27 protein-coding genes are annotated in these 26,919 nt (G+C 69.7%); 4 read left to right on the forward strand and 23 right to left on the reverse strand.

The window, feature by feature from the left end; genetic code table 11:
- Window positions 1–95 precede the first annotated feature (95 nt).
- The 4 genes from ACZ6S0_RS14845 to ACZ6S0_RS14860 form a co-directional block, all read right to left on the reverse strand.
- Window positions 96–854, reverse strand: coding sequence for an SDR family NAD(P)-dependent oxidoreductase (locus ACZ6S0_RS14845; RefSeq protein WP_465916815.1), 759 nt, complete (start codon window positions 852–854; stop codon window positions 96–98).
- A gap of 112 nt (window positions 855–966) precedes the next feature.
- Window positions 967–4,251, reverse strand: a complete 3,285-nt coding sequence (locus ACZ6S0_RS14850; protein WP_465916816.1) for a LamG-like jellyroll fold domain-containing protein — start codon at window positions 4,249–4,251, stop codon at window positions 967–969.
- Between the two features lie 128 nt (window positions 4,252–4,379).
- Window positions 4,380–5,126, reverse strand: a complete 747-nt coding sequence (locus ACZ6S0_RS14855; protein WP_465917857.1) for an alpha/beta hydrolase — start codon at window positions 5,124–5,126, stop codon at window positions 4,380–4,382.
- A gap of 11 nt (window positions 5,127–5,137) precedes the next feature.
- Window positions 5,138–5,428, reverse strand: coding sequence for an ATP/GTP-binding protein (locus tag ACZ6S0_RS14860; RefSeq protein WP_465916817.1), 291 nt, complete (start codon window positions 5,426–5,428; stop codon window positions 5,138–5,140).
- Window positions 5,429–5,496: 68 nt separating this feature from the next.
- Between ACZ6S0_RS14860 and nucS the strand changes: the two genes are divergently transcribed.
- The 3 genes from nucS to ACZ6S0_RS14875 all read left to right on the forward strand — a co-directional run bounded on the left by nucS (window position 5,497) and on the right by ACZ6S0_RS14875 (window position 8,368).
- Window positions 5,497–6,159 (forward strand): endonuclease NucS, encoded by a 663-nt coding sequence (gene nucS, locus ACZ6S0_RS14865; RefSeq protein WP_465916818.1) that lies wholly within the window; start codon window positions 5,497–5,499, stop codon window positions 6,157–6,159.
- 49 nt (window positions 6,160–6,208) lie between these two features.
- Window positions 6,209–7,681, forward strand: coding sequence for an aldehyde dehydrogenase family protein (locus ACZ6S0_RS14870; protein WP_465916819.1), 1,473 nt, complete (start codon window positions 6,209–6,211; stop codon window positions 7,679–7,681).
- A gap of 144 nt (window positions 7,682–7,825) precedes the next feature.
- A complete protein-coding gene (locus tag ACZ6S0_RS14875) occupies window positions 7,826–8,368 on the forward strand; it encodes a TetR/AcrR family transcriptional regulator (protein WP_465916820.1) in 543 nt (180 codons plus the stop codon).
- A gap of 116 nt (window positions 8,369–8,484) precedes the next feature.
- Here ACZ6S0_RS14875 and ACZ6S0_RS14880 read toward each other — a convergent pair whose 3' ends face one another.
- From ACZ6S0_RS14880 to ACZ6S0_RS14895, 4 genes are all read right to left on the reverse strand, one after another.
- Window positions 8,485–8,802, reverse strand: coding sequence for an STAS domain-containing protein (locus ACZ6S0_RS14880; protein WP_465916821.1), 318 nt, complete (start codon window positions 8,800–8,802; stop codon window positions 8,485–8,487).
- 116 nt (window positions 8,803–8,918) lie between these two features.
- Window positions 8,919–10,085 carry a sensor histidine kinase gene (locus ACZ6S0_RS14885; protein WP_465916822.1) on the reverse strand — a complete coding sequence of 389 codons (1,167 nt, stop codon included), beginning with the start codon at window positions 10,083–10,085 and terminating at the stop codon, window positions 8,919–8,921.
- A complete protein-coding gene (locus tag ACZ6S0_RS14890) occupies window positions 10,086–11,198 on the reverse strand; it encodes an ABC transporter permease (RefSeq protein WP_465916823.1) in 1,113 nt (370 codons plus the stop codon). It abuts the gene before it with no gap.
- Window positions 11,195–12,091: an ABC transporter ATP-binding protein gene (locus tag ACZ6S0_RS14895; RefSeq protein ID WP_465916824.1), complete on the reverse strand. Its 897-nt coding sequence runs from the start codon at window positions 12,089–12,091 to the stop codon at window positions 11,195–11,197. The genes ACZ6S0_RS14890 and ACZ6S0_RS14895 overlap by 4 nt, the downstream gene beginning before the upstream one ends.
- A gap of 127 nt (window positions 12,092–12,218) precedes the next feature.
- On the opposite strand from ACZ6S0_RS14895, the gene ACZ6S0_RS14900 reads away from it, so the two are divergent.
- Window positions 12,219–12,839 (forward strand): cob(I)yrinic acid a,c-diamide adenosyltransferase, encoded by a 621-nt coding sequence (locus ACZ6S0_RS14900; RefSeq protein ID WP_465916825.1) that lies wholly within the window; start codon window positions 12,219–12,221, stop codon window positions 12,837–12,839.
- Window positions 12,840–12,877: 38 nt separating this feature from the next.
- Here ACZ6S0_RS14900 and ACZ6S0_RS14905 read toward each other — a convergent pair whose 3' ends face one another.
- From ACZ6S0_RS14905 to ACZ6S0_RS14975, 15 genes are all read right to left on the reverse strand, one after another.
- Window positions 12,878–13,258: a DUF2550 domain-containing protein gene (locus ACZ6S0_RS14905; RefSeq protein ID WP_344876146.1), complete on the reverse strand. Its 381-nt coding sequence runs from the start codon at window positions 13,256–13,258 to the stop codon at window positions 12,878–12,880.
- 29 nt (window positions 13,259–13,287) lie between these two features.
- Window positions 13,288–13,689 carry a F0F1 ATP synthase subunit epsilon gene (locus tag ACZ6S0_RS14910; protein WP_080042501.1) on the reverse strand — a complete coding sequence of 134 codons (402 nt, stop codon included), beginning with the start codon at window positions 13,687–13,689 and terminating at the stop codon, window positions 13,288–13,290.
- A 69-nt stretch (window positions 13,690–13,758) separates the two neighbouring features.
- A complete protein-coding gene (atpD, locus tag ACZ6S0_RS14915) occupies window positions 13,759–15,207 on the reverse strand; it encodes a F0F1 ATP synthase subunit beta (RefSeq protein ID WP_344876151.1) in 1,449 nt (482 codons plus the stop codon).
- 1 nt (window position 15,208) lies between these two features.
- Window positions 15,209–16,111 (reverse strand): F0F1 ATP synthase subunit gamma, encoded by a 903-nt coding sequence (locus ACZ6S0_RS14920; protein WP_465916826.1) that lies wholly within the window; start codon window positions 16,109–16,111, stop codon window positions 15,209–15,211.
- A 3-nt stretch (window positions 16,112–16,114) separates the two neighbouring features.
- Window positions 16,115–17,764, reverse strand: a complete 1,650-nt coding sequence (gene atpA, locus ACZ6S0_RS14925) for a F0F1 ATP synthase subunit alpha (RefSeq protein WP_465916827.1) — start codon at window positions 17,762–17,764, stop codon at window positions 16,115–16,117.
- 23 nt (window positions 17,765–17,787) lie between these two features.
- The gene (locus ACZ6S0_RS14930) at window positions 17,788–18,597 is read right to left on the reverse strand and encodes a F0F1 ATP synthase subunit delta (protein ID WP_465916828.1); all 810 of its coding nucleotides are present in this window, start codon (window positions 18,595–18,597) and stop codon (window positions 17,788–17,790) included.
- Window positions 18,597–19,151: a F0F1 ATP synthase subunit B gene (locus tag ACZ6S0_RS14935; RefSeq protein WP_465916829.1), complete on the reverse strand. Its 555-nt coding sequence runs from the start codon at window positions 19,149–19,151 to the stop codon at window positions 18,597–18,599. The genes ACZ6S0_RS14930 and ACZ6S0_RS14935 overlap by 1 nt, the downstream gene beginning before the upstream one ends.
- Window positions 19,152–19,183: 32 nt before the next feature.
- The gene (gene atpE / locus ACZ6S0_RS14940; protein WP_344876161.1) at window positions 19,184–19,414 is read right to left on the reverse strand and encodes an ATP synthase F0 subunit C; all 231 of its coding nucleotides are present in this window, start codon (window positions 19,412–19,414) and stop codon (window positions 19,184–19,186) included.
- 72 nt (window positions 19,415–19,486) lie between these two features.
- Window positions 19,487–20,284, reverse strand: coding sequence for a F0F1 ATP synthase subunit A (gene atpB / locus ACZ6S0_RS14945; RefSeq protein WP_465916830.1), 798 nt, complete (start codon window positions 20,282–20,284; stop codon window positions 19,487–19,489).
- A gap of 72 nt (window positions 20,285–20,356) precedes the next feature.
- Window positions 20,357–20,572, reverse strand: a complete 216-nt coding sequence (locus tag ACZ6S0_RS14950) for an AtpZ/AtpI family protein (protein ID WP_344876165.1) — start codon at window positions 20,570–20,572, stop codon at window positions 20,357–20,359.
- Between the two features lie 65 nt (window positions 20,573–20,637).
- Window positions 20,638–21,060: a hypothetical protein gene (locus tag ACZ6S0_RS14955; RefSeq protein WP_344876166.1), complete on the reverse strand. Its 423-nt coding sequence runs from the start codon at window positions 21,058–21,060 to the stop codon at window positions 20,638–20,640.
- Between the two features lie 130 nt (window positions 21,061–21,190).
- Entirely contained in the window at window positions 21,191–22,477 is a 1,287-nt protein-coding gene (locus ACZ6S0_RS14960; protein WP_465916831.1) for a glycosyltransferase family 4 protein, read from the reverse strand.
- Between the two features lie 57 nt (window positions 22,478–22,534).
- Entirely contained in the window at window positions 22,535–23,800 is a 1,266-nt protein-coding gene (locus tag ACZ6S0_RS14965; protein WP_465916832.1) for a serine hydroxymethyltransferase, read from the reverse strand.
- A gap of 63 nt (window positions 23,801–23,863) precedes the next feature.
- The gene (locus ACZ6S0_RS14970; protein ID WP_344876172.1) at window positions 23,864–24,238 is read right to left on the reverse strand and encodes a hypothetical protein; all 375 of its coding nucleotides are present in this window, start codon (window positions 24,236–24,238) and stop codon (window positions 23,864–23,866) included.
- Window positions 24,238–26,838: a hypothetical protein gene (locus ACZ6S0_RS14975; protein ID WP_465916833.1), complete on the reverse strand. Its 2,601-nt coding sequence runs from the start codon at window positions 26,836–26,838 to the stop codon at window positions 24,238–24,240. Before ACZ6S0_RS14975 ends, ACZ6S0_RS14970 begins: the two co-directional genes overlap by 1 nt.
- Window positions 26,839–26,919 lie beyond the last annotated feature (81 nt).

The following is a 26,919-nucleotide window of genomic DNA, read 5'->3' on the forward strand; positions in this document are numbered from 1 at the left end:
ATTTCCCTGACGGTCACATCTACGTCGATAAAAGCCGCACTTAGCGCAATAACGGCCATAAATCCGTCATTGTCCGACGGTCTTTTCCGCACCGATCAGATGGCGGTGGCTCCCCCGTCGACGAACAGCACCTGCCCCGTCACGTACGCCGCCGCCGGGCTGGCCAGGAACACAGCCGGCTGCGCCATCTCCTCCGCCGTCCCCCACCGGCGCATGGGCACGCCCGCCACCGTGGCGGCGCCGGCGCCCTCGTCCTCCCAGAGATTGCGGTTGAGGTCGGTGGCCGTCCAGCCGGGGCACAGGGCGTTGACCCGCACCCCGGAGCCCGCCCACTCCACGGCCAGCGTCTTGGTGAGCGCGACCAGCCCGGCCTTGGCGGCGGCGTACGGGGCCAGGAAGGGCGCGCCGAGCGCCGCCACGGAGGCCACGTTGACGACCACCCCGTCACCCCGGCCGAGCAGGTGCGGGGCGACCGCGTGGCAGACGGCCATGGCGGAGTCGAGGTTGAGCCGCATGAGCTTGTCCCACCCGGACAGGCGCAGGTCCTTGAACTCGACCAGGAAGTTCGACCCGCCCGCGTTGTTGACCACGATGTCGAGGTGCCCGAGCCCGTCGATCGCGGCCGCCACGGCGGAGGCGGCGGCCTCGCGGTCGGTGAGGTCGGCGGGGACGACGACCGCGCGCCGCCCCAGGGCCTCGATCTCCTTGCCCACCTCGGCCAGCCGCTCGGCGGACCGGGAGACGAGCGCCACGTCGGCCCCTGCCTCGGCGTACGCGAGCGCGACGGCCCGCCCGATCCCCCTCGACGCCCCGGTGACCAGAGCCCGCCTGCCCGTGAGATCGAACGCGCCCACGCCGCCTCCTCCGCCATGTGAACCGAACAAGATTCTATGGACAGGACACCCGGGAACGCCACCGGCGCGGGACCACGAAGGTCCCGCGCCGGCCGTGCGATGGCAGGTGACTCTATTGCGCGGCGAGCTGGGCGATCTGCTCCGCGTTCAGCACGCCGTCGTACGTGCGGACGTCGTCCACGGTCCCCGGCCAGTAGCCGGTGAACACGCCCGCCGCCTTGGTCCGGCCCATCTGCAGCGGCCCGGTGGCGTTCCACGCGCTCAGATGACTGGTGACGGTGGTGGTGGCCAGCCGGCCGTTGACGTAGATGCGCAGCTCACCGGCGAGCGGGTCGTACACACCGGCGACGTGGGCCCACTCCATCGGGTTGGGGACCGCGTCGGACCTGGTCCGTACGAGGGCCGCGGTGTCGGTGTCGGCGGCGGCCATGCCGAGCGTCCAGCGGCCCTGCTCCTTGTCGAAGCCGAGCTGGAAGCCCGCGGCCCGGCTGCCCGGCTGGGCGACCATGGCCGTGTCGCGGGTCGGCAGGTAGTCGAGCTGGGTCCAGGCGGCGACGGTGAAGCCGTTCCTGGTGTTGACCGCGGGACCGGTCGTCTGGGCGAAGCCGTTCACGCCGTCGAGGGCGAGGGCGCCGTCCAGCCAGCCGGACGTCCACGAGGCGGCTCCGGACAGCGTCGCCGCGCCTGCCCGGCCGGAGGAGTCGGCCGCCGAGGTGCCGGACTCCTCGTCCAGCGTCCAGTGGCCGACCAGCGTGGCAGCGCTGTTGACCAGATCGGCGACCTCGTCGGCGAACATGGCGCGGCCGTGGACCCGCACCTCGTCGACGTCTCCCGGCCACGGGTCCGAAGCCGCCCCGTTGACCTTTCCGCGGCCGATGGTCAGAGGGCCGGTGGCGTTCCACGGTTGGGTGACGGTGGCGCTGCCTTCGAGCCGGCCGTTCACGTAGAGCGAGATCTTGCCCGCCGCCGAGTCGTAGACGCCGGTCAGGTGGGTCCACTCGTTCAGCCTGGGCGCCGCCGTGGACAGGGCGCGCACGGTGGCGGCGTTGTCGGCGTCGGTGCCCGCCCTGGTGAGCGCCCAGCGGTCGTCGGTCTTGGAGTACTGCAGGGCGAAGGCGCCCGTCCGCGTGCCTTCCTGGGTGACGAGTGTGGCCGTGGCGGCCGTGCTGGTCAGGCGGCCCCAGGCGCTGACGGTGAAGTTGCGTCCTGTGTCGACGACCGGCCCGGAGGTCTGGGCGTTGGCCCCGGCCAGGCGCAGGCCGCCGCCGGTCCGGCCGCTCGTCCAGGTGGCGGCCCCGTTCAGGGTCGCCGGGTGGGCGCCGGACGCGTCGGCCGCCGTGGTGCCCTGCCCGTCGTCCATCGCCCAGTGGCCGGCCGGGGCCGAGCCGCTGTTGACGTTGAACACGTAGGTGCGGATCGGGCCGGACTGCCCGGCCCGGTCCTTGCTGCGGACCGACAGCACGTTGGGGCCGTCGTGGCTCGGGGTGATCTGGATCGTGGCCTTCCCGTCGGCCCCCACCGCGACCTCCGTCTTGGGCGTGGTGTCCAGGCCGTAGACGTAGGTGACCACGTCGGTGACCCCGTTCGGGTCGAACGTGAACGCACCGGCCAGGCCGACGCCGTCGTTCCAGGAGTCCTCGGCGTACTGGGGCGAGGTCACGATCGGTTCCCGGCCGGGGGCGGTGGCGTCCACGGTGGCCTCGCACCAGGGGCTCCACGCGCTGGTGGCCTTGCCGTCCTCGGCTCGTACCCGCCAGCGGACGAGCGCGCCGTCGGCGTACAGGGCCTGCGGGATCGTGGCGCTGAAGGCGTTGCCGTTGGAGCCGAGCGGGGTGACGTACTCGCCGACCTTGGTCCCGGCGGCGTTGTACCACTCGAACCGGCCCTTGACCGAGTTGTCGACGTCCTTCAGCTTGGCCCACAGCTTGGGCGCGGCGGTGCTGATGACCGGACGGCCGTCACCGGAGACGCAGGGGCCGCCCGGGTCCGACCACACGTCGGCGGCCACGGGGGCACTGGGCAGCGAGTTGTACTCGATGACCAGGCTCGGGTTGTTCCTGAACTTCTTCCAGGCGTAGACGTCGGTCTCGCTGGTGGCCCGCAGGCCGATGGTGGCCTGTGTCCACTTCTTGGCGGCCGCGTCGACGATCCACGGCGTGACGTCGAACTCCACCCCGCCGGGCAGGCAGCTCGAACCCCAGCCCTTCGCCACGTTCACGGTGGCGAGCAGCTTCGTCCACGCCGGCTGACTGTTCCAGGTGGTGGACTTGGTGGCCGCGCCGGTCCCCCACGCCTCCACCTTGCGGGCGCTGCACGAGTACGACCACGTCTCGTACGTGCGCAGCGTCGCCTTGATGATCTGCTTGCCGTGGATGGTCGTGCCGGTGGCCATGTTGAAGAAGGAGCGGTTCTTCTGCGACTCGACGTGGCCCACCCGCGCGACGTCGCTGGAGTTGAGGTAGTTGGAGTTGGGCCAGTTGCTCCAGACCGCGGTCCACGAGCCGCGCGCGGCCGAGAAGTACGGGTCCAGGTAGACGGGGAACTTCGTCTCCGGGTCGGTCATCATCGCGCGGTCCGGCCTGAGCCGGAGCTGCTTGCCCGCCAGCTCCACGCCCATCGTGGCCTCGTTGGCCTCGGGCGAGCGGCCCTCCTTGAGCATCTGCGGGCTCTTGATGCCCTCGGAGTCCCACATCTTGGGGGTGGGCGCGATGAAGATGGTGCCCTCGTTCTTGTCGCTGGCCTCGAGGTTGCCCGCCCTGTCCGCCTCCAGGGTCAGGCCCTGGGACGAGAGCGGGAACTTCAGCTCGGTCAGGTTCGCCGCGGCCTCCCGCGACTTGACCACCAGCAGGTGGGAGAAGCCGTCCACGTCGGCGGTGACCTGGAGGTCCACGCCGGGCATGACCTCCGCGTAGGTGGCGGTGTCGCCGTTGAGCGTCGGCTTGGGCAGCGGGCCCGTCCAGCCGAGTTCCATGGACTTGGTGCCCCTCGACAGGCGGGCGAGCGAGGCGTCGCCGCCGCCGGAGAACGTCAGGCCGACCGCGGCGGCCACGGGCTCGACCGCGCCGTCGGGGCGCAGGCGGAGCGTGGTGTCCACGGGGACCCAGGCGTCGCCCTTGCGCACGCGTACGGGGCGGACGTTCAGCTCCATGGTGAGGGTGCCGTCGGGCTGGGCGTGGACCGTACGGGTCTCGCTGCGCAGCGACTCGACCTCGACCGGCGCACCGGTACGGCGGGCCGTGCCGATCGCGGCCTGCTCGGTTTCCGCGGGCTGGGTTTCCGCAGGCGGTTCCACCGTGTGGACCGGCTGCTGCCGGGTGTCTTCCGCGGCCACCGGTGGTGGCACTGCCAAAGTCGTGATAGATAACGCCGCCGCGATCAGCCCATGCACCATCCGCATATGTGCCTCGCTATGCCGAGCAGGGATTACGCACGGACAACGAGGGCCCGCGCGTCTCCACGATCTTCAGTTGACGATCGGATCGTCACCCTCGGCTATGGGAAAGTCCAGAGTTTTGCTCATTCTGCTTAGAAATCCTTCACGGGGACTTCGGCGACGGAAATATCCGCCAGGACGTCCGTCGGCAGGGGCCAGGCGGCCGGGTTGACCCGCTTGACGATCTCGTTCAGGGCGATGCGTACGTACGGCTCGCCCACCCACAGGTGCTTGGCCCCCTCGACCCCGATGACCTCGGCCTGCGGGACCCTGGCGAACCGGGCACGGGCCTCCTCGGGCCGCAGGTAGTCGTCGAACTCCGGCACCAGCGCCACCAGCGGCCGGCCGAACTCCGCCCAGGCGTCGAGGTCGGCGTCGGTGGCCCTGTGCAGCGGCGGCGAGAGCAGGACGGCGCCCTCCACCAGCGGGTCGTGCGCCCACTTCAGCGTCAGCTCGGTGCCGAACGACCAGCCCACCACCCACACGCGCGGCAGGTCGTGGTATTCGGCGTATTCGAGGGCGGCGGCCACGTCGTAACGCTCGCCCTCGCCCCCGTCGAACGTGCCCTCGGAGGTGCCGCGATCGGAGGAGGTGCCGCGGGTGTTGAAGCGCAGCACGGCCAGGCCGGCCAGGGTGGGCAGCCGGTTGGCGGCCTTCTTGTAGACGTGGCTGTCCATGAACCCGCCGTGGGTGGGCAGCGGGTGCAGCATCACCAGCGTCGCCACGGGCGGCCGGTCGAGGGGCTGGGCCAGCTCGCCGACCAGGGTCAGGCCGTCGGCCGTGTGCAACTCGATCGGCTCCCGCCGGGCGGGCAGCACGGTCGCCGCGCGAATCTCCACCATCGATCCCTTCAGTAACGGCTGCGGCCGGGGCCGCGGTCGAGTCTCTTACGCCAGCAGGCCGGGTGCCAATGACGCCGCTCCTCGTCGCCGCCCGGCCAGTTGGGCCAGCTCACCAGGTGCGACTGGCCGCTGCGGATCTCCTGGTCACAACCGGGGCACCGGTAGTCCTTCGTCGAGGCGGCGCCGGTGAGCAGGCGTACTTTCCACTCGCCGTCGGGCCACTCCTCCACCTTGTCCAGGCCGGTGGGAAAACCGAAGGGACGGGAGGACTCCCTCCGGCGGGCGCGTCGAGGGCTCATCCGCCGATCACACCCACCCGTTCGAACGCCATGCGTCCAGTTTTCCAGAGGCACTAAGGTGGACGGTCATGCGGTTGGTCATCGCGCGATGCAGCGTGGATTACATCGGACGGCTCACGGCTCACCTGCCGATGGCGCCGAGGCTCGTCCTCATCAAGGCCGACGGCAGCGTGAGCATTCACGCCGACGACCGTGCCTTCAAGCCGCTCAACTGGATGAACCCGCCGTGCAAGCTCAAGGAGGACGGCGAGACCTGGACGGTCACCCACGGCAAGACCGGCGAGAAGCTGGTGCTGACCATGGCGGAGATCCTCCACGACTCCAGCCACGAGTTGGGGGTCGACCCCGGCCTGATCAAGGACGGCGTCGAGGCGCACCTGCAGGAGCTGCTCGCCGAGCACATCACGACCCTGGGCGACGGCTACTCGCTGATCCGGCGCGAGTTCATGACGGCCATCGGTCCCGTCGACATCCTGTGCCGCGACTCGGCGGGGGCGACGGTGGCGGTGGAGATCAAGCGCCGCGGGGAGATCGACGGGGTCGAGCAGCTCACGCGTTACCTGGAGCTGCTCAACCGCGATCCGCTGCTGGCGCCCGTACGCGGGGTCTTCGCCGCCCAGGAGATCAAGCCCCAGGCCCGCGTGCTGGCCACCGACCGGGGCATCGGCTGCGTGACGCTCGACTACGACGCGTTGCGCGGCATCGAGCCGGAGAACCCCACCCTTTTCTGACCAGGGGAGCGACCTGGTAAGCACTGGCTTACCGGATTATCGTGGCGGCATGACGACGCGCACGTTCGACTCACTCGACCCGGCGACCGGCGAGGTCGTCGCCAGTCATCCCCAGCACACCCCGCAGGACGTGCGCCAGGCGGTGGGGCGGGCGGAGGAGGCCGCCGCGTGGTGGGCCGCGCTGGGCCACGCCGAGCGCAGGCGCCGGCTGCTCGACTACAAGGCGGTCCTCACGCAGCACCTCAGCGAGCTGGCCGCCCTCGTGCACCGGGAGACCGGCAAGCCGGTGGGTGACGCGACGCTGGAGATCGTCCTGGCCGTCACCCACCTCGACTGGGCCGCCCGCAACGCCCCGAAGGTGCTCGGCCGCCGCCGCGTGGCCACCGGCCTGATCGGCCTGAACCTGGCCGCCACCCTCGAATACCTGCCCCTCGGCGTCGTCGCCGTCATCGGCCCGTGGAACTACCCGGTCTTCACGCCCATGGGCTCCATCGCCTACGCGCTGGCGGCCGGGAACGCGGTCGTCTTCAAGCCCAGCGAGCTGACCCCCGGCATCGGGGTGCGGCTGGCCGAGCTGTTCAGGGAGTCCGTCCCCGAGCACCCGGTGTTCCAGACCGTCACGGGCCTGGGCGAGACGGGGGCCGCGCTGGCGGGCGACCCCCGCGTGAAGAAGGTGGCCTTCACCGGCTCCACCGCCACGGCCAAGCGCGTCATGGCCGCCTGCGCGGAGAACCTCACGCCGATCGTCGCCGAGTGCGGCGGCAAGGACGCCTTCATCGTCGACGGCGACGCCGACGTCGGGGCGGCCGCCGACGCCTGCCTGTGGGGCGCGATGTCCAACGCCGGCCAGACGTGCGTCGGCGTCGAACGGGTCTACGTCGTGGACGCCGTCTACGACCGTTTCATGCGCGAGCTGACCGAGCGGGTGACGAGGGTGCGTGCCGGCGAGGACTACGGCCCGATCACGATGCCGGGTCAGGTGGACGTCATCAAGCGGCACATCGACGACGCCGCCAAGTCGGGCCGGACGGTGACGGGCGGCCCCGCCTCGGTACGCGCCCCGTACGTCGACCCGGTCATCGTCGAGGACGTGCCGGAGGACTCCCCCGCCGTACGCGAGGAGACGTTCGGCCCGACCATCACCGTACGCCGCACCCGCGACGTCCAGGAGGCGCTGGAGCTGGCCAACGCCTCGGCGTACGGGCTGGGCGGCACGATCTTCAGCGGGAACGCCCGCCGCGCCGCCGAGCTGGCCCGGCTGATGCGCAGCGGCATGACCGCGATCAACTCGGTCATCTCCTTCGCGGGAGTGCCCGCCCTGCCCTTCGGCGGGACGGGCGACTCCGGCTTCGGGCGCATCCACGGGGCCGACGGGCTGCGCGAGTTCGCCCGGCCCAAGGCCGTCTCACGACAGCGCTTCGCGATGCCCGGGATGAAGCTGACTTCCTTCACCCGGGGCCCCGCCGAACTTGAGCGGCTGGTCAGGCTTGTCACGTTCTTGCATGGCCGACGTAAAAGATAACCTTCTTACCCTTTTCCAAATCCGATCATCCGTCCATAATTGTGTGCTCTGGGGGCCACGATCATGTTGGACGGGTGGAATGTGAACCGGTCTTACCGGGGAATGTCGGCTGAGCAAAGGCTGGCGGACAGACGCGAGCGGCTGATGACGGCCGCGTACACGCTATACGCGAAGCCTGGATTCGCGGCGACGACCATCGAAAGGCTGTGCTCGGAGGCCAGGATCTCCAACCGGGCCTTCTACGAATGTTTCGGCGGCCGGGAGGATCTCCTGCAGGCGTTACACGATCGCTGCGTGGACGAAAGCCTCGCGGCCGTCGCCAAGGCGTTACAGGAGGCGCCGAACTCCCTTGACGGAAGAGTCAAAGCGGGGATTCGCGCCTATCTCGAGTTCACCACCGCCGACTGGCGGCGGGCCCGCATCATGCACGTGGAGGTACGCAGGTCGGGGGACATCCTGACACTGTCGCGTCAACGCGCGGTGGACGCGTTCGCCCGACTTGTGGAGGAGGCGTCGGCGGATTTCCCCATGGCCGCCACGTTGAATCGCCGGCTGGTGGCGCTCGGCATCATAGGGTCGTTGCAGGAGTTGCTGATCGAATGGCTGCTCTCCGACGAGCCGCCGGAGATCGACGAACTCGTCGCCGTGGCGGTGCACATCTTCGGTCGCAGCCTCGGCACGAGTTGATCGCGATTTCGACTCGCATTCATGCCTTTCCCCCAACGGACGGCCGAAATCTACATTTCGTCTAAGCACGGATAGAGCGGGCAACGGCTGATCGTTGCCCGCTCCGATATGTCACATCAGGCCACCGCGACCACAGGAACCTCCACATGCAACACCCGATTCAGCCGGGTCACCGCCAGTATCCGCATGATCCTCGGTGGCACCCCCCGAAGAACGAGGCGGCGTCGCACGCTCAACGCGCGCCGATGCGCGCCCACGAGGACGCCGAGACCGGTCGCGTCGATCATCTCCAGTCTGGAGAGATCGAGGATCAGGTCGCCTTCGCCGGAGTCGAGAGCCTTGTGCAGCCTCTCACGCACCCCCGCAGACGTGCCGGCGTCGAGCCGGGCACCGATCCGCACCACCTGGGCCGTCGGATTGCCCCGGACGCGCATGCCACCTCCTCAGTCACGCACGCTCACGTTGTCGTCCGCGTTGTCGTCCGCCGCGCCATTTCTGCGGTCACCCGCAGGACGCGGCGCTTGCCGAGGTGAACCTCAGCACGAGTCCCCTACCCAGCCATCGGCAATGACACGACCGCACGCAGCAGGAAGTGCCCGTCGCCGGTCGGCTGGGCGGTCACGACGCCGCCCACGGCGGCCAGCCGCTCCCCCAGCCCCGCCAGGCCGCCGCCCAGCTCCGTGGCCCGGCGCCGGGCCACGCCGTCGTTGCGCACGGTCAGCTCGGCCTCGTGCTCGGTGAGGCGGATCGCGATGTCGCAGAAGGTCGCGGTGCTGTGCTTGAGCACGTTGGTCACGGCCTCGCGCACCGCGAGGGCGAACACCGGCGCCACGCCGGCCGGCGGCTCGCGGTGGGGCAACCCGACCTCGCAGCGGACCCCCGCCGCCTCGAGCACACCCTTCACGCTATTCAGCTCAGCGGTCAAGTCAAGCTCGCGGTGGCCACGCACGGCCTGCCGCAGCTCCTTCAGCGCCTTCCTGGTCAGCCGGTTCACCTCGGACATCTCCGCCTTGGCCGCCGCCGGGTCCGCGTCCGACAGGCGTACGGCCAGGTCGGTCTTGACGGCGATGGCCGAGAGCTGGTGCCCCACGAGGTCGTTCAGGTCTCTGGCGAAACGCAGCCGCTCCTCCGCCAGCGCGAGCCGGGTGTGCGCCTCCCCGCCCCTGTGCGCCTCCACGGCCAGCGCCCAGATCCACCTCCACACCCGGTTGGACGCCAGCACCGCCGCGCACAGGATTCCGTAGGTGAGCAGGTTGACGACCAACGCCTCGCCGCGCGTCAGCTCGAAGGCAGTGGAGGTCAGCCCGGCCTCCCGCCCCAGGAAGCTGAGCCCGACGCCGACCGCCCACGTGCCCGCCGCCAGCGCCGACGCCGTACGCCGGGGGACCTCCAGCGTGGCGACCGACAGCCAGCACACGAGCGCGAAGCCCCAGCCGAACGCGTCGGCCCCGCCCAGACCGGCCGCCGACAGCGCGAAGACCGCCGCCCCCACCACCTGCCAGGTGGGGTGACGGCGGTCGAGCGCTGCTCTGACGACGTTCCCGCAGAGCCAGGTGAACCCGATCGCGGCGAGCAGCGCGGGCGCCACGCGCCACCAGACGAGCCGCCCCTCGCCCGCCGCGACCGCGATCGTCATGAGGATCAGCAGCCACATCACGGCGAGACCGGAGAGCAGCACCTTCCAGGTGATGCGCCGCGCCCGCTCGATCGCGTCCATCTACGCCCGCGTACGCAGGACTTCGCCGAGTTTCAGCCGGGCGCCCGTCCGCAGCACGGCCCGCTCGTACACCTTGGCCCCGAAGGCGAGCACCGCCACCACGGCCGCCAGCATCGCCGCCATGGACAGCCCCACCTGCCACACCGGCACCTCGGTCGCCGCCATCCGGACCGGCATGATCATGGAGGAGAACGGCGGGAGGTACGACGCCACCGTCGCCAGCGTGCCCGTGGGCTCGTTGCTGGCGTAGAAGGCCACGAAGTACGTCGCCATGATGATCATGGTCAGCGGCGTCAGCACGGAGTTCACCTCCTCCTGGCGCGAGACCAGCGAGGCGGAGGCCGCCGCGAGCGTGGCGAAGAACGCGTACCCCAGCACGAACCACAGCACCACCCCGGCCACCAGCCCGGGAATGCCGGGCGGGAAGTCGGCGGCCAGGCCGGAGGCGGACGCGGAGGCGAGGCCGACCACCAGGATCGTGACCAGGTTGATCAGGCCCAGGATGCCCAGCCCGACGATCTTCCCGCCGAGAAGCTGCCAGGGCCGTACGGCGGCCAGCAGGATCTCCACGATCCGGCTGCCCTTCTCCTCCACCACGCCCATGGCGACCATGACGACCTGACCCAGGATCATCATGAACAGGACGAGGACGAGCACGGTCGCGATGGCCCCGCGGGCGGCCTCGTACCGGGTGTCGGCGCCCACCGACTCCATCTGCAGCGGCGGGATCGCCACCCCGGCCGCGCCGAGCTTGAACTCCCGGTTGACGCTCTGCATGAGCACGCCGAGCTGGGCGTCGATCTCGCCGTCGGTGAGCACCTTGGCGCTGTTGACCAGCACCGCGTCCACGTCGCCCGCGAGCACGGCCCGCTTGGCCGCCGCCTCGTCGGGGAAGGCGCGCCACTCGAACCCGACCTCGGGCGCCGCCGCCTGGAGCGGGAGCTGCTGGGAGTTCACGGTGCCCAGGGTGTAGGAGTCGCCGCCGCCGAAGATCTTGGGGGCGAACGACAGCCCTGCCACCAGCACGGCCGTGACCAGCAGGCCGATCACGAACGCCCGGCTGCGAACCTGGGTGGACACCTCGCGACGGGCGACCAGCATCAGTCCGTTCACGCCACGGCCTCCTTGAAGATCTCGGTGAGGGTCGGGTGCTGGACCCCGAAGTGCTCCACGTGCCCGGCCTTCATGGCGCGGCGCAGGATCTCCTGGTCGTCGCCGCCGGTCGTGAGCAGGGTGTGCCGGTCGCCGTGCACGGTGACCGTGCCGGGCAGGCCGTCGGCCCAGCCGGGGGCCGGGTCGCGGACGACGACCCGCAGCGTGTCGCCCTCCGCGGACCGCAGGGCCTCCACCGTGCCCACGGCGACCATGCGCCCCGCCGAGACGATGCCCACGGAGTCGCAGAGCCGCTCCACCAGTTCGAGCTGGTGACTGGAGAAGATCACCGGCACGCCGCCCCTGCACCGCTCCTGCAGCGCTCCGACCAGCGCGTCCACGGCGATCGGGTCCAGGCCGGAGAACGGCTCGTCCAGGATCAGCACCTGGGGGTCGTGCACGAGCGCCACGGCGAGCTGCACGCGCTGCTGGTTGCCCAGGGAGAGCGTCTGCACGGCGTCGTTCCTGCGCTCGGTCAGCCCGAGCCGCTCCAGCAGGTCGTCGGTGGCCTTCTTCGCGGCCTGGGTGCTCAGGCCGTGCAGGCGGCCGAAGTACTCGATCTGCTCGGCGACCCGCATCTTCTGGTAGAGCCCGCGCTCCTCCGGCATGTACCCGAACCGCTGCCTGGCGTAGTGGTCGAGGGGCTTGCCCTCCCAGCTCGCCGAGCCGGAGTCCGCCTGGAGCACGCCCATCACGATGCGCATCGTCGTGGTCTTCCCGGCGCCGTTCGCGCCGACGAACCCGAACATCTCGCCCGGCCGGACGGCGAAGCTGATCCCGTCCAGGGCGAGCTTGCCGCCGGGAGCGCCGGGACCACCCGCGAAACGTTTGCGCAGCTCGCTGATCTCGAGCATCAGGTCATCTCCTTCGTCATGGGTCAATAGTGCCCTTCGCCCTGTTCAGCGAGGTAGTCGTGGAAATCACGTGGCGGAGGTGGATCCCGCGTCCGATCCCGATGACATTTGTCACTACGCTGAGGCCATGACGCGCGCGGACAGAGACGGGGCGGGCAGCGACGGCCCCGACAGGGACAAGCCGGTGGTTCTCTCTCGCATCTACACGAGGGCCGGCGACGACGGCACCACGGCGCTGGTCGACATGAGCCGCACCTCGAAGACCGATCCCCGGCTGGCGGCCTACGCCGACGTCGAGGAGGCCAACGCCCACCTGGGCCTGGCGCTGTCCTTCCGCACGCTCTCCGACGACCTGGCGGGGGTGCTCACACGCGTCCAGAACGAACTGTTCGACGTGGGGGCCGACCTGGCCACCCCGGTCGTGGCCGAGCCGGAGTTCCCGCCGCTGCGGGTCGAGCCGTCGTACGTCACGTGGCTGGAGGAGCAGTGCGACCGGCTCAACGCCGGGCTCAAGCCGCTGCGGAGCTTCATCCTGCCGGGCGGCGACCCCGCCACGGCCGCCCTGCACGTGGCCCGCGTCACCGTCCGCAGGGCCGAGCGGACGACCTGGGCGGCCCTGCAGGCGCATGAAGACATGAACCCGCTGACCGCGAAATACCTCAACCGCCTGTCAGACCTGCTCTTCATCGCCTGCCGCGTCGCCCACGCGGGCGACGAGATCCTCTGGAAGCCGGGCGGCACCCGCTGACCCCCGCCCGAGCGGGTCGGAGACGGGCCGTGACGGCCTCAGGCGACGTCGAGGTAGGCGCTCGGCGGGGCCGACTCCAGCCAGGCCAGGAAGCCGGTCAGCGCGTCGGCGCTCATGGCCAGGGACAACCCGCGGGTGCTCCCCTCGCAGTCGACCGCGTACAGGCCGCCGTCGATCTCGCGCCGGGCGGAAACGACGAGGCCGCGCCTCGCGATCGCGTGGCGCGGCCTGAGCCGGATGCCCAAGAGCGGAATCCAGTGGAGCTCCCCGTCGGCGTAGCGGGCCACCCCGCTCTGCCACCCGCGCTCCCCCACCCGCAGGCGACAGGGTACGCTCCCCCGCGAACGGGCCAGCGTGAAGCCCCGCAGGACTATGAGGGCGGCCAGCAGCACTACGAGAGTCACAACCGTCGCCGCCATGCCGCCCCCCTGAGCCGTCTTGAAATGTATTAAACCTCTTCGCCTGCCGCGCGCAGCCGGGCCCTGGCACGCTTGGCCTCGATTGCCGCGTCGGCGTCTTCCTGGTTGGCCTCGATCGAGGCCTGAGCCCGGTCGAGAGCGTCACGGGCCGCCGCGACGTCGACCTCGGAACCGAGCTCGGCCACCTCGGCCAGCACGGAAACCTCGTCGTCGGCCACGGAGATGAACCCCCCGTGCACCGCCGCCACCAGCTCCGGCTCGCCTTCCCGCTTCACGCGCAGCACTCCGCCCTCGACGAGGACACCGAGCACAGGTGCGTGTTGCGGCATAATACCGATCTCGCCGTCCACGGTCTTGGCAATCACCATGTCGGCCTCGCCCGACCAGATCTCACGCTCGGGTGAGACAACCCCTACGCGTAGCTTCGCCACTGAAGTAGGTTCCTTTCCGATCAGGTGGCGGCTCGGCCCGGGTGGAGCCGCGCCGCCACCGTGGGGCGATTAGCGACGCTCGAGTTCCTTGGCCTTCGCGATGGCCTGCTCGATGCCACCGACCATGAAGAACGCCTGCTCGGGCAGGTGGTCGTACTCACCCGCGCACAGGCCCTTGAAGGAGGCGATGGTCTCGTCGAGCGGCACGGTCTCGCCCGGCTGGCCGGTGAAGGCCTCGGCCGCGTACATCGGGTGCGACAGGAAGCGCTCGATGCGGCGGGCCCGCTGGACGGTGACCTTGTCCTCCTCGGACAGCTCGTCGATACCGAGGATCGCGATGATGTCCTGGAGCTCGCGGTACTTCTGCAGGATCCGCTTGGTCTCCTGGGCCACCCGGTAGTGCTCCTCGCCCACGATCTGCGGGTCGAGGATCCGGGAGGAGGAGTCGAGCGGGTCCACCGCCGGGTAGATGCCCTTCTCCGAGATCGGCCGCGAGAGCACGGTCTGCGCGTCGAGGTGCGCGAACGCGTTGTGCGGGGCCGGGTCGGTGATGTCGTCGGCGGGCACGTAGATCGCCTGCATGGAGGTGATCGAGTGACCGCGCGTCGAGGTGATGCGCTCCTGGAGCACACCCATCTCGTCGGCCAGCGTGGGCTGGTAACCCACGGCGGACGGCATGCGGCCGAGCAGCGTGGAGACCTCGGAACCGGCCTGCGTGAAGCGGAAGATGTTGTCGATGAACAGCAGCACGTCCTGCTTCTGCACGTCGCGGAAGTATTCCGCCATCGTCAGCGCGGACAGGGCGACCCGCAGACGGGTGCCCGGCGGCTCGTCCATCTGACCGAAGACGAGCGCGGTGTCCTTGAGGACGTCCGCCTCCTCCATCTCCAGCCACAGGTCGTTGCCCTCACGGGTGCGCTCGCCCACCCCGGCGAAGCACGAGGTGCCACCGAAGTTACGGGCGACGCGGCGGATCATCTCCTGGATCAGAACGGTCTTGCCGACGCCGGCGCCGCCGAACAGACCGATCTTCCCACCCTGCACGTACGGGGTGAGCAGGTCGATGACCTTGATACCGGTGACCAGCAGCTCGGTACGGGACTCGAGCTGGTCGAAGGGCGGCGACGGCCGGTGGATGCCCCAGCGCTCGTTGATCTTGAGCGACGCGGTCGGCACGTCGAGCGTCTCGCCCAGCGCGTTCCACACGTGGCCCTTGACGACGTCGCCGACCGGCACCGAGATCGGGCCGCCGGTGTCGGTGACCGCCTGGCCGCGGACCAGGCCGTCGGTGGGCTGCATCGAGATGGCCCTGACCAGGTTGTCGCCCAGGTGCTGGGCGACCTCGAGCGTCAGCGTCTTGGTCTCGCCGCCGAGGGTCACCTCGACCTTGAGCGCGTTATAGATGTCGGGCATCGCCTCGACGGGGAACTCCACGTCGACGACGGCGCCGGTGACGCGCGCCACGCGGCCGGTGCCGGCCGCCGCGGCTTCTACAGTTTCAACAGCCTCTGCAGTCATTTCACTCTTTCCCCGCTGCGGCGTCAGCGAGCGCGTTGGCGCCACCGACGATCTCGCTGATTTCCTGGGTGATCTCAGCCTGGCGAGCCTGGTTCATCTGCTGGGTGAGCACCCGCATCAGCTCGTTGGCGTTGTCGGTCGCGGCCTTCATCGCACGTCGCCGCGCGGCCTCCTCAGAGGCGGCGGACTGGAGCAGCGCCGTGAAGATGCGCGACTCCACGTAGCGCGGCAGCAGCGACTCCAGCACGTCACCGGCGGTCGGCTCGAACTCGAAGTACGGCGGGATCGCGGTGGACTCCGTCGCCTCGGTCTCCTCGACCTCCAGCGGCAGGATCCGCTTGACCACGACGTTCTGCGTGAGCATCGAGACGAACTCGGTCGACACGATGTGGATCTCGTCGATCCCGTTGTCGTCCTTGAACGAGTCGATCAGCGTGTTCGCGATCTCCTTGGCGTCGGCGTAGGCCGGCTTCCTGGAGAAGCCGACCCAGTTGCCGCCCATGTCCCGGCTGCGGAAGGTGTGCCAGGTGACACCCTTGCGCCCGGTGACGAACGGCACCACGTTCAGCCCACGGGCCTGCAGCAGCCCGCGCAGGGCCTCGGCCTCGCGCAGCACGTTGGCGTTGAAGCCGCCGCAGAACCCGCTGTCGCTGGTGACGATGAGCACGCCCGCCTTGGGGGGGTTCTCCTTCGCCACGGTCAGCGGATGGTCGACGCTGGCCGCGTTGCTGACGACGCCGGTGACGGCGCGCGTGATCTCGCGCTCGTACGGCAGCGCCGCCTGCATCCGCTGCTGCGCCCGCACGATCCGTGAGGAGGCGATGAGCTCCTGCGCACGCGTGATCTTCGCGGTCGACTTGACCGAGTTGATCCGCCGCCGCAGCAGCCTTAGCTGGGCACCCATGACCTACTTCTCCGTCGAGGGACGGACGACCTTCTTGATCTTCTCCTGGCCGACCTCGTCGGCGTCGAGCGGCGCCACCGGCTCGTCCTTGACCAGCAGCTCGCCCGAGGAGGTGGTGAAGCCCTTCTTGAACTCCGTGATGGCGTCCTTGAGGGCGGTCACGGCGTCGTCGGCGAGGTCCTTGGTCTCCCGGATCCCGTCGAAGATGCCCTTGTGCGAGGACTGCAGGTAGTCGAGGAACTCCTGCTCGAAGCGGCGGACGTCCTCGGTGGGAACCTCGTCGAGCTCACCGGTGGTGCCGGACCACACCGACACGACCTGCCGCTCGACCGGGTACGGCGAGTACTGAGGCTGCTTGAGCAGCTCGACCAGCCGCTGACCGCGCTCGAGCTGGGCCCGGGAGGCGGCGTCGAGGTCGGAGGCGAACGAGGCGAACGCCTCCAGGTCGCGGTACTGCGACAGCGACAGCTTCAGCGTGCCCGCCACCTTGCGCATCGCCTTGACCTGCGCCGAGCCACCGACTCGGGAGACCGAGATACCGACGTTGATGGCCGGACGGACGCCCGCGTTGAACAGGTCGGTCTCGAGGAAGCACTGGCCGTCGGTGATGGAGATGACGTTGGTCGGGATGAACGCCGAGACGTCGTTGCCCTTGGTCTCGATGACCGGCAGACCCGTCATCGAGCCCGCGCCCATGTCGTCGGAGAGCTTGGCGCAGCGCTCCAGCAGGCGGGAGTGGAGGTAGAAGACGTCGCCGGGGAAGGCCTCGCGGCCCGGAGGGCGACGCAGCAGCAGGGACACGGCGCGGTAGGCGTCGGCCTGCTTGGTCAGGTCGTCGAAGACGATGAGGACGTGCTTGCCCTGGTACATCCAGTGCTGGCCGATGGCGGAACCGGTGTAGGGGGCAAGGTATTTGTAACCGGCCGGGTCAGAGGCGGGGGCGGCGACGATGGTCGTGTAGTCGAGCGCGCCTGCCTCCTCGAGGCGGGCCTTGACCTGCGCGATCGTCGAGCCCTTCTGGCCGATGGCGACGTAGACGCAGCGGACCTGCTGCTCGGGGTCGCCGGAGAGCCAGCCCTCACGCTGGTTGAGGATCGTGTCGACGGCGATCGCCGTCTTGCCGGTGCCGCGGTCGCCGATGATGAGCTGACGCTGGCCGCGGCCGATCGGCGTCATGGCGTCGATCGCCTTGATGCCGGTCTGCAGCGGCTGCTTCACCGGCTGCCGCTGGACGACCGTGGGCGCCTGGAGCTCGAGAGCGCGCAGGCTCTCGGACTCGATGGCGCCCTTGCCGTCGAGCGGGTTGCCGAGGGGGTCGACCACGCGGCCGAGGAAGTTGTCGCCGACGGGCACGGACAGGACCTCGCCCGTCCTGCGGACCGTCTGGCCCTCCTCGATGCCGCTGAAGTCACCCAGGATCACGACACCGATCTCGCGGGTGTCGAGGTTGAGTGCCAGGCCACGCGTGCCATTCTCGAACTCGAGCAGCTCGTTCGCCATCGCCGAGGGAAGGCCGGAGACATGGGCGATGCCGTCGCCGGCGTCGACGACGGTCCCGATCTCCTCGCGCGCGGCGCCTTCCGGTTCGTACGCCTGGACGAAGCGCTCAAGCGCGTCCCGGATCTCGTCCGGCCGGATCGTAAGCTCCGCCATCTCTACTCTGTCTCCCTCTTCGCCTAGCCGGCCAACCGGCGGCGGACTTCTTCGATTCGTCCCACAATGGTGGTGTCGATGATCTCGTCGCCGATGCGGACCGAGAACCCACCGAGCACCCGCTTGTCGACCTCGACGTTCAGGTGCACGTCACGGCCGTACGAGGTGCGCAGCCACGCCGTCAGGCGCTCCTTCTGCGCCTCGGACAGCTCGACCGCGCTACGCACCACCGCCACGAGGCGCTGGCGCTGCTGGGCCACGAGCTGGCCGAACTCTTCCAGACCTGGCTCCAGGTTACGTCCTCGCGGATGCACCACAACCTGCGTGATCAGACGCAGGCTGGTCGGGGCGACTTTGCCGTCGAGCAGGTTGCGCAGCAGGTCGCGCTTGCCCGCTTCGGGCGCGGCCGCGTCGGCGAGCGCGCGGCGCAGGTCAGGGTTGGCGGCGACGATGCGGCCGAAGCGGAAGAGCTCGTCCTCCACCTCGTCGAGCCTGGACTGGCTCTCCGCCTCCGCGGCCGCGGCGACGACGCCGAGCCGTTCGAGCACGTCGGCCAGGTCACCGGCGCGCGACCACTTGGCCGCGACCGCGGCCTCGGCCGTGGCGATGGCCGCCGTGCCGACCTTGCCGTCGAGCAGCGAGCCCACCACGGCGGACTTCTGCTCGGGAACCCTGGCCGGGTCGGACAGGGCACGGCGCAGGCCGTGCTCGCGGTCGAGCAGATCCGCGACCGCGAACAGCTCGTCGGAGAGCGTACCGAGGTCGGCACCGCCGGCGACCGCGTTGAACCGCTCTTCGACGTCGGCCAGCGAGGCCCTGCTCAAACCGCGCATCAGCGCACCGCCTGCGCGGTGCTGTTCTCCAGCTCGTCGAGGAACCTGTCGACGATGCGGCTCTGGCGGACCTCGTCCTCGAGGGACTCGCCCACGATGCGGCCGGCCAGGTCGGTCGACAGGCGGCCGATCTCCGCGCGGAGCTGGGCGAACGCCGCCTGGCGGTCCGCCTCGATCTGCGCGTGCGCGGCCTCGACGAGGCGGCGGGCCTCGGCCTGCGCCTCCTCGCGAAGCTCGGCCTTGATCTGCGCGGCCTGCTCGCGAGCCTCCTCGCGCAGCCTGGCGGCGTCGCGACGGGCCTCTTCGAGCTGCTCGGAGTAGCGCTTCTGCAGGGCCTGAGCCTCCGCCTGCGCCTCCTCGGCCCGCTTGATGCCGCCCTCGATCGCGTCGGTCCGCTCGGCCAGCGTCTTCTGGATGCGCGGGACGAGGATCCTGCCGACGACGATCAGAACGACGGCGAACGCGAAGATACCGACGACGAGCTCGTATTCGTGGGGCCAGAGCGGGTTTGCGCCCTCCTCCGCCGCAGCGAGGAGCGTAGCTGCCTTAATCATGGACGCAGCCTTTCGTCAGGGGTCTTCTGGTCTTAGATGTTCGCGAAGATGAACGGAGCGACCAGACCGAGCAGGGCCAGAGCCTCGGTGAGAACGAAGCCGAGGAGCATGTTCTGGCGGATCAGGCCGTAAGCCTCCGGCTGGCGGGCGATGGCCTGCACGCCCTGACCGAAGATGATGCCGACGCCGATGCCGGGGCCGATGGCGGCGAGACCGTAACCGATGGCGGTGACGTTGCCGGAGACCTCAGCGAGAACGCTCATTGCTGTTATTCCTTTACTGGACGGCCGGTGAAGCGGAGTCTCACCGGTCATGGATATTCCGGTATGTGGTTCTCAGTGATCTGGGTGCAGCGCGCCGCCGATGTACATCGACGCCAGCATCGCGAAGAGGAACGCCTGCAGGAACTGGATGAACATCTCGAACGCGGTGAAGATGATGGTCATGATCACGCCGAGGACGCCGATGGGGGCCCCGAGCGGGGTCAACTGCTCGAACAGGAACCAGAAGCCCACCATGCTGAAGAAGGCCAGCAGCATGTGGCCCGCGAACATGTTCGCGAACAGTCGCACCATGTGCGTGAACGGTGCGATGATCATGTTCGAGAGGAACTCGATCGGTGCCAGCAGGAAGTAGATGCCCTTGGGCAGGCCCGGAGGGAACATCATGTTCTTGAAGTAGCCGATGCCGCCCTGGTGCTTGACGCCCAGGTAGACCTTGAGCACGTAGATCGAGATCGCGAGGACCGCCGGGAAGGCGATGTGCGAGGCCACGGGGAACTGAGCTATGGGGATGACCCCCATGACGTTCCAGACGAGGACCAGGAAGAACACCGAGAGCAGCAGGCCCATCCACCGGTCGGCGTCCTTGCCCAGGAAGGGCCGGGCGACCTGATCGCGGACGAACATGTAGCCGTACTCGACCACGTTCTGGACACCCCGTGGCACCACCTTCGGATTGCCGAAGGCGGCCCAGGTGACACCGATCACCAGCACCGCACTGAGCAGCGCCAGCAGGACCGGCTTGGTGAACCAGTCGACCCCGGGGATGATCGGAGGCAGGTTGAACAGTTCGTCAGGCGTTGGCGCCCCGAACTGGTCAGCGGGTGTCGCGAGGACCGTCAGCGCACTCACGCGGCGTTCCCTTCATCAACGTCGTAGTGTGGATCACAAGGATTTCCTCAGCGAAGTCGTCGCTGCGGCGGACTAGCGGGAGAACTTCCGGTAGGCGGAGTAGCCGGAGAGCACTAGCCCCAGAACGATGCCTATGGGGAAGAACGCGGACATGTCCAGCCACCGGTCCAGCAACCACCCGAGGCCGCCGTAGATGGCCATCCCGGCGAGCAGCAAGCTCGGGATCGACCACATGGCGTCGGCGAAGTCGCGACCGTCTTCTTCCGGTCGGCGTTCCTGTGCGCTCATCGCGGGGCTGACGATAGCAGGCAAGTAGAGGACTAGTCATATCGGGCCCCACCCGAGGGTCGACCTCACGAGTCGCCCTTCCCGGGGACCCCGGCTTCGGGGTCGACGTAGAGCATCTTCGTCTTGACGAAGGCCCGCACCTCGAAACCCGTCCAGACCAGCGTGCACACCACGACGGCCCAGGCGAACGCCTGCGTGTTCCAGAGCGTGGTGTCACGGAAGGAAGCGAGTACGATCATGATGACGACGACCTTGACGAGATAGCTGCCCATCGCCGCGATCGCCATCATCTGCGGGGAGACGCGGGCGGCATAGGACACCGCCACCACACTGATGCTGAAGAAGACCCCGACGAGCAGGGCGCCGATGACCGCGCCCAGCGCCCCCTTGCCACCTGCCGTCAGGAGCGCCACGACCACGGCGACCACTCCAACCAGGGCGGTCGGAATCGCGGCGCTTTTGAGTACGCGCAAGTCGTTGGCCTGCATCAATGCTCCATCAAACAGTTATCAAGCGAGCGTTTGCTACCTCCAGAGCCGCTCGGCCTGGAGTCCCTGCTCGTGAAAGATATCACAAGCTCACGGAAGACCGCTTTTACCTGCCGTTTCTAGTTCGCGATCAAGAACGGCCTGGAAAGACGGGAATGACCGGTTTGCCGTCGGCCGTCGCGCGCTCGTGCGAAGGGCCGTCCGCCGGTGGCCGCCTGGGCTGGGTGTCGGGCGCGATCGGCGGCATCGGCCCGGTGGGCGGGCCGTCGTCGTTGTCGGGCCGCTTGCCTCTCTCGGCCGAGTGGGCGCCACCCCTGCCCCGCCACCAGCGCGGGGCCGCCATCAGGACCAGCGCCGCCAGCGCCAGCACGATGACCACGGGGAACAGCAGCACCGGCACACCCTGCCGGGACATCAGGACCATGCCGAAGGCGAACGCGAACGCCCACGCGTACATGATCAGCACCGAACGCCGGTGCGAGTAGCCGATGTCGAGCAGCCGATGGTGCAGGTGGCCGCGGTCGGGCGCGAACGGCGACAGGCCGTGCGACGTGCGCCGGACCACGGCGGTGATCAGGTCGGTCAGCGGGAGGACCAGCACCGCGGCGGGCAGCAGCAGCGGCAGGAAGACGCCGGCCTTGTTCATGTCCTCGATGGCCGCCGGGTCGAGCGGCGTCACGGTCACGATCGAGGAGGCGAGCACCAGGCCGATCAGCATGGCCCCGGTGTCGCCCATGAAGATCTTCGCCGGATGGAAGTTGTGCGGCAGGAACCCCAGGCAGGCGCCGATGAGAACGGCGGCGATGGCGGCGGTGGTGGTGATGTTGCCCACGCTCATGCTCTGGGCCAGGAAGATCGAGTAGGCCCAGGTGGCCATGGCGGCGATGCACACGATCCCGGCGGCGAGCCCGTCGAGGCCGTCGACGAAGTTGACCGCGTTGATGGTCACGACCACGACCAGGATGGTGATGATCGTGCTCAGCGTGTAGTCGAGGCTCATGGAGCCGCCCCAGTCTTTGGGCAGCGGCAGGTAGAGCAGTCGCATGTTGAAGAAGACCAGCACGCCCGCCGCCGCGATCTGCCCGGCGAGCTTGATGAAGGCGTCCATGCCCCACCAGTCGTCGAGGAAGCCGGTGAGCGTGATCAGGCCGCCCGCCACGATCAGCGCGGTGACCGCGTCGGACTCGGACTCGGCCAGCGCCTGGCCGGTGTGGGTGAGCTGGCTGGCGGTGAGCAGCCCCACGACCAGGCCGCCGTACATCGCCAGGCCGCCCAGCCTGGGTGTCGGCGTCGTGTGCACGTCGCGCGCGCGGACCTCGGGCATGGCACCGATGCGGATGGCGAAGCGGCGCACCAACGGGACCAGCAGATAAGTCACCGCCGCCGAGATGAGCGCCATGAACAGGTATTCGCGCACGAACCTAGTTTCCCGGATGCTCCGGCCCGCTGTGACCGGAAAACGACACAGACCATCTTAATATTCGCTGAGATATGGCTGATGGATGGCCAGAAGCGCCGAAACTCTTTCCCTGACCCCCTCCACGGCCTCCGGCCGCCGCACGGCCCACGCCACCAGTGCGCCCACCTCGGCCAGCTCCTGAGGCCCCATTCCCTGGGTGGTGACACAGGGCGTGCCCACGCGGATACCGGAGGTGACCGCGGGCGGCTCGGGATCGTACGGGACGGCGTTGCGGTTGAGCGTGATCCCCGCCGCCGCGCACCTGCGCTCCGCCTCCGCCCCCGACACCCCGAGCCCGCGCAGGTCGATCAGCGCCAGATGGGTGTCCGTGCCGCCGGACACGGGCCGCATCCCCTCCGCCGCCAGCGACTCGGCCAGCGCCCTGGCGTTCACGATCACGCGCCTGGCGTAGTCGGCGAACTCCGGCCGCATCGCCTCGCCGAACGCCACCGCCTTGGCCGCCACCGCATGCATCAGCGGCCCGCCCTGGACGAACGGGAACACCGCCCGGTCGATCCGGCCGGCCAGCTCGCCGGTGCACAGGATGGCGCCGCCGCGCGGCCCGCGCAGCGTCTTGTGCGTGGTGAAGGTCACGACGTCCGCGTACGGCACCGCCGACGGGATCGCGCCGCCCGCCATCAGCCCGATCGGGTGCGCCGCGTCGACCAGCAGCCACGCGCCCACCTCGTCCGCGATGCAGCGGAAGACCTCGTGGTCGATCAGCCTCGGGTACGCCGTGGCCCCGCACACGATGAGCTTCGGCCGATGCCGCAGCGCGAGGTCGCGTACCTCGTCGAGGTCGATGAGTTCGGTGTCCCGACGCACGCCGTACGAGACGACGTCGAACCATCTTCCCGAGAAGTTCACCTTCGAGCCATGGGTGAGGTGGCCGCCGTGCGGCAGCGCCATGGCCAGCATGGTGTCGCCGGGCTGCAGGAGGGCGGCGTAGGCGGCCAGGTTCGCGGAGGCGCCGGAATGGGGCTGGACGTTCGCGTGCTCGGCCCCGAACAGCTCGCACGCCCGGTCGATGGCCAGCCGCTCGGCCCGGTCCACGACCTCGCAGCCGCCGTAGTAGCGCCTGCCCGGGTAGCCCTCGGCGTACTTGTTGGTCAGGGTGGAGCCCAGGGCGGCCATGACGGCGGGCGAGGTGAAATTCTCGCTCGCGATGAGCTGGATCCCGCCGCGCACCCGGTCCAGCTCGTCGATCAGGACCTGCGCGATCTCGGGATCCCGCGTCCGCAGCAGCCCGAAGTCCGGGCCGTAGTAGGGTTCTGCACCCATTTCCCCACTGTACGACCGAATGTCCGTTTTCCCCATATACCGGTGATGCCCCGAAATTTCGACTTATGGGAAGGCATGGGGTGCGTTGGCCGTCGTTTGTACCCATCGTGGTGTATCTGAGGCTTCGTCGCTGATCGTGGTGAGCACGGACAAGCGATAGCGCGCCAGCCTGTCACGCCACTCGCGGAGGTCCTCGACGTAGCGCTCGCCCACGGGGGCGTCCCAGGTCTGCGGGCTCCTGGCCATCGCGTACGCCTTGTCGAGCGTGGTCTTGAGCGTCTCCAGATGGGGCATGACGGTGTTCCAGGCCACGACGAGACGCTCGTAGTCGGGATTGAACCGCCAGGCGCGCTGAGGGTCCTCCAGGGGGCCCGTGGAGGTGATGGGCGGGACCTCGTCGCGGCCCTTCGCCCGGGGGGCCGGTGGATCTGCGTACATCAGGCGCTCCTTCCTGGCCGGCCGGGGTCGATCTCACCCTGCGGGCCGTCCGGCCCGACGTCCTGCGGGGCCCAGGCGCCCTTGCCGTACTCGCCGGGCGGGACCTCCACGCTCGGCATCTCCTGGGGCTGGATGTCGCGGTGGTGCTCGACGACCGTCGCGAGGGCGTCGAGAGTGGGCGGCGCCATGTCGGACGACACCACATCGCTCCCGTCATCCGCCCACCCGACACCGCCCGCCACGGCCGCCGGTGAACCCACGTCCACCCCAAAGCCCGCACCCGCCCCACGGCTCACGTCGGCTGCCGGGTCCACACCCGCCCCCAGACCCACGTCGGCTGCAGGGTCCACGCCCACCGCAAGTTGCGCGTCCAGTGCGAGGTCCGCACCCGTCGCACTGCCCACGCCCGTCGCAAGCTCAACGTCCGGCGCGAGGTCCGCGCCCGCCGCAAGGCTCACGTCCGATGCGAGGCCCACACCCGCCCCACTACCCACGTCCGGTGCGAGGCCCGCGCCCGCCGCAACGCTCACGTCCGGCGCAAGGCTCGCCTGCGCCGGAGGAACCACGTCGTAGGCGATCAGGATGTCGTAGTCGGGTGACGTCCCGCCGCCCCCGCCCGAGCCGCCACTGCCGCCCCCGCCGCCCCCGCTTTCGCGCGCGCCGGTCGCCGTGTCGGCCGTCTCCGGCTGGGCTCCGGCGCGCACGTCGGCGCCCGTCCCAGCGTCCGGATGGTCGGCGGTTGTGCTGATCGGTGGCTCGGCCGAGGGGTTCGCCGAGGGATTCGTGGAGGGGTTCGTCGGCAGTTCGGCGGAGGGGTTCGTCGGCGGAATCGTCACCGGCTCGCCACGCCCACCCGTCCCTTGTCCACCAGCTTGACTGCCGCTGCCAGTGCCCTGACCAGCCCCGCTGCCACCAGCGCCCTGGTCACCGGTCCCGCTACCGCCCGTGCCCTGGTTGCCCGAGCCCTGGCTCGGCTGGTCGCCTGTCGGCGGGGCCGGTGTCGGGTCCTTGCCGCCGGGTGTGGTGCTGGTGCCGTCGTCAGGTGTCGGGTCCTGGCGGGAGTCGCAGGTGCCGTCGGCCTGCGACCCGTCCCCACCGGTACGAGCCCCGCTCCCATCAGCCTGCGCCCCGCCCCCGCCTGTGCTGGATCCGCCTCCATCGGTACGAGCCCCGTCCACGTCGGTACGAGCCCCGTTCGCGTCGGTACGGGCTCCGTCCACGTCGGTACGCGCTCCGTCCACGTCGGTGCGGGAACCGCCGCCGTCGTTGGCAGGGGTTTCGTACCGGTCGTAGGCCGATGGGGTGGCGGTGCCTGCGACCTCGGTTGTCGTGGCGCCGCCCGAGGTCGTGGTGTCCGGTGGCGGGAGTGTCACCGACTGGCCGGAGCCCGTGCTCGGCGCGCCCGCGTCGATCGAGCCCACGGGGCCGTCCGGGCGGATGTCGCGTTCCGCCCACTCCCCCTTGCCGTACTCGCCGGCGGGCACCTCGACGCTCGGCATGTCCTGCGGCGCTATGTCCCGATGGTTCTCGATCACCGTCTTCAGCGCGTCCAGGTCGGGTGGGCGGGCCTCGGCCGAGACCACGTCGCTGCCGTCGTTGGCCCAGCCGTTGACACTGTTCGCATTCGTCGCGTTCGCCCCATCCGTGGGGCCGGTATTCGCAGGACCGGTGGGGTTCGCCGCGTCGGCGGGGAGTTTCGGCATCTCGGCCGGTTGCACAGTGTCCGCGTTCTCCAGCATGTCCTCCACGACCTCGGCCGTGGGCGGGTCGAGCGGCACCTGCAGCACTTTGACCCCATCGACCTCAATGACCTGCGGTTTGGTCGGGTCGGGCGCGTCCTTGGCGGGCGTGTCCGGCACGCCGCCATCAGGCTTCGTGTCGTCAGGCTTCGTGTCGTCAGGCTTCGTGTCATCAGGCTTCGTGTCATCAGGCTTCGTGTCATCAGGCTTTGCGCCATCCGACTCAGCGCCGTCCGACTGCGCGCCGTCAGCCTCGGCACCGCGGTCGCGCCTGCTGTCCTGGTCGGCGTCCTTGGGGTCGTCCTTGGGCTGGTCGGTGGGCTGGTCAACGGGCTTGTCGCCGGTCTTGCCCTCGCTGCCGGTCCCGCCGCCCTGACCGGCCCCGGGATCCTGCCTGGTGCCGGTGTCTTTACCGGTTTCGGTGTCTTTACCGGTTTCGGGGTCCTTGCCGGTGCTGGTGTCCTTGCCCGTCCCCGCGTTCTTGTCGCCGTTCTTGTCCGTCTTGCCGTCCGAGCCCTTCGGGTCGTCCGTGCCCTTGCCGTCGGGGGTCGGTGTCGTGGCAGGCTCGTCCGTCTTCGGTCGCCCGCCGGTCCCGGGTGCGTCGCCGCCCTGTACGGCCCCGGCGCGCGCCGGATCCTCGCGCTTCTCGAGCACCCCGAGCCGCGTGTTGACGTCCTTGACCATCTCGTCGACGGAGTCGGCGATCTGGACCGGACGGTGGGTGGCCTGGGTGGGAAGCCCGGCCTGCTGCATGGCGAGCCTGACCCGGTCTTCGGCCGTACGCATCCGCTCGGCCGCCTGTTTCACCTCGGCCAACAGGTCGCGCACCAGCTTGGGATCCATGCCGTCGAACTTGCCCATGGGCCACTCCCGGGACGTATCGCCGCTCCGGGCCTCACCGTAGTGTCGGCCGGAACGCGATAGCAGCCGGAATAAGCAGCC

The organism is Nonomuraea sp. NPDC051298, assembly GCF_055586305.1.

Bases quoted from the DNA above. Each gene is read 5' to 3' on its own strand.
- ACZ6S0_RS14850 (WP_465916816.1), bottom strand. From the start codon at position 4,251: ATGCGGATGGTGCATGGGCTGATCGCGGCGGCGTTATCTATCACGACT.
- ACZ6S0_RS14860 (WP_465916817.1), bottom strand. From the start codon at position 5,428: ATGAGCCCTCGACGCGCCCGCCGGAGGGAGTCCTCCCGTCCCTTCGGT.
- nucS (WP_465916818.1), top strand. From the start codon at position 5,497: ATGCGGTTGGTCATCGCGCGATGCAGCGTGGATTACATCGGACGGCTC.
- ACZ6S0_RS14870 (WP_465916819.1), top strand. From the start codon at position 6,209: ATGACGACGCGCACGTTCGACTCACTCGACCCGGCGACCGGCGAGGTC.
- ACZ6S0_RS14875 (WP_465916820.1), top strand. From the start codon at position 7,826: ATGACGGCCGCGTACACGCTATACGCGAAGCCTGGATTCGCGGCGACG.
- ACZ6S0_RS14880 (WP_465916821.1), bottom strand. From the start codon at position 8,802: ATGCGCGTCCGGGGCAATCCGACGGCCCAGGTGGTGCGGATCGGTGCC.
- ACZ6S0_RS14885 (WP_465916822.1), bottom strand. From the start codon at position 10,085: ATGGACGCGATCGAGCGGGCGCGGCGCATCACCTGGAAGGTGCTGCTC.
- ACZ6S0_RS14895 (WP_465916824.1), bottom strand. From the start codon at position 12,091: ATGCTCGAGATCAGCGAGCTGCGCAAACGTTTCGCGGGTGGTCCCGGC.
- ACZ6S0_RS14900 (WP_465916825.1), top strand. From the start codon at position 12,219: ATGACGCGCGCGGACAGAGACGGGGCGGGCAGCGACGGCCCCGACAGG.
- ACZ6S0_RS14905 (WP_344876146.1), bottom strand. From the start codon at position 13,258: ATGGCGGCGACGGTTGTGACTCTCGTAGTGCTGCTGGCCGCCCTCATA.
- atpD (WP_344876151.1), bottom strand. From the start codon at position 15,207: ATGACTGCAGAGGCTGTTGAAACTGTAGAAGCCGCGGCGGCCGGCACC.
- ACZ6S0_RS14920 (WP_465916826.1), bottom strand. From the start codon at position 16,111: ATGGGTGCCCAGCTAAGGCTGCTGCGGCGGCGGATCAACTCGGTCAAG.
- atpA (WP_465916827.1), bottom strand. From the start codon at position 17,764: ATGGCGGAGCTTACGATCCGGCCGGACGAGATCCGGGACGCGCTTGAG.
- ACZ6S0_RS14930 (WP_465916828.1), bottom strand. From the start codon at position 18,597: ATGCGCGGTTTGAGCAGGGCCTCGCTGGCCGACGTCGAAGAGCGGTTC.
- ACZ6S0_RS14935 (WP_465916829.1), bottom strand. From the start codon at position 19,151: ATGATTAAGGCAGCTACGCTCCTCGCTGCGGCGGAGGAGGGCGCAAAC.
- atpE (WP_344876161.1), bottom strand. From the start codon at position 19,414: ATGAGCGTTCTCGCTGAGGTCTCCGGCAACGTCACCGCCATCGGTTAC.
- ACZ6S0_RS14950 (WP_344876165.1), bottom strand. From the start codon at position 20,572: ATGAGCGCACAGGAACGCCGACCGGAAGAAGACGGTCGCGACTTCGCC.
- ACZ6S0_RS14955 (WP_344876166.1), bottom strand. From the start codon at position 21,060: ATGCAGGCCAACGACTTGCGCGTACTCAAAAGCGCCGCGATTCCGACC.
- ACZ6S0_RS14965 (WP_465916832.1), bottom strand. From the start codon at position 23,800: ATGGGTGCAGAACCCTACTACGGCCCGGACTTCGGGCTGCTGCGGACG.
- ACZ6S0_RS14970 (WP_344876172.1), bottom strand. From the start codon at position 24,238: ATGTACGCAGATCCACCGGCCCCCCGGGCGAAGGGCCGCGACGAGGTC.
- ACZ6S0_RS14975 (WP_465916833.1), bottom strand. From the start codon at position 26,838: ATGGGCAAGTTCGACGGCATGGATCCCAAGCTGGTGCGCGACCTGTTG.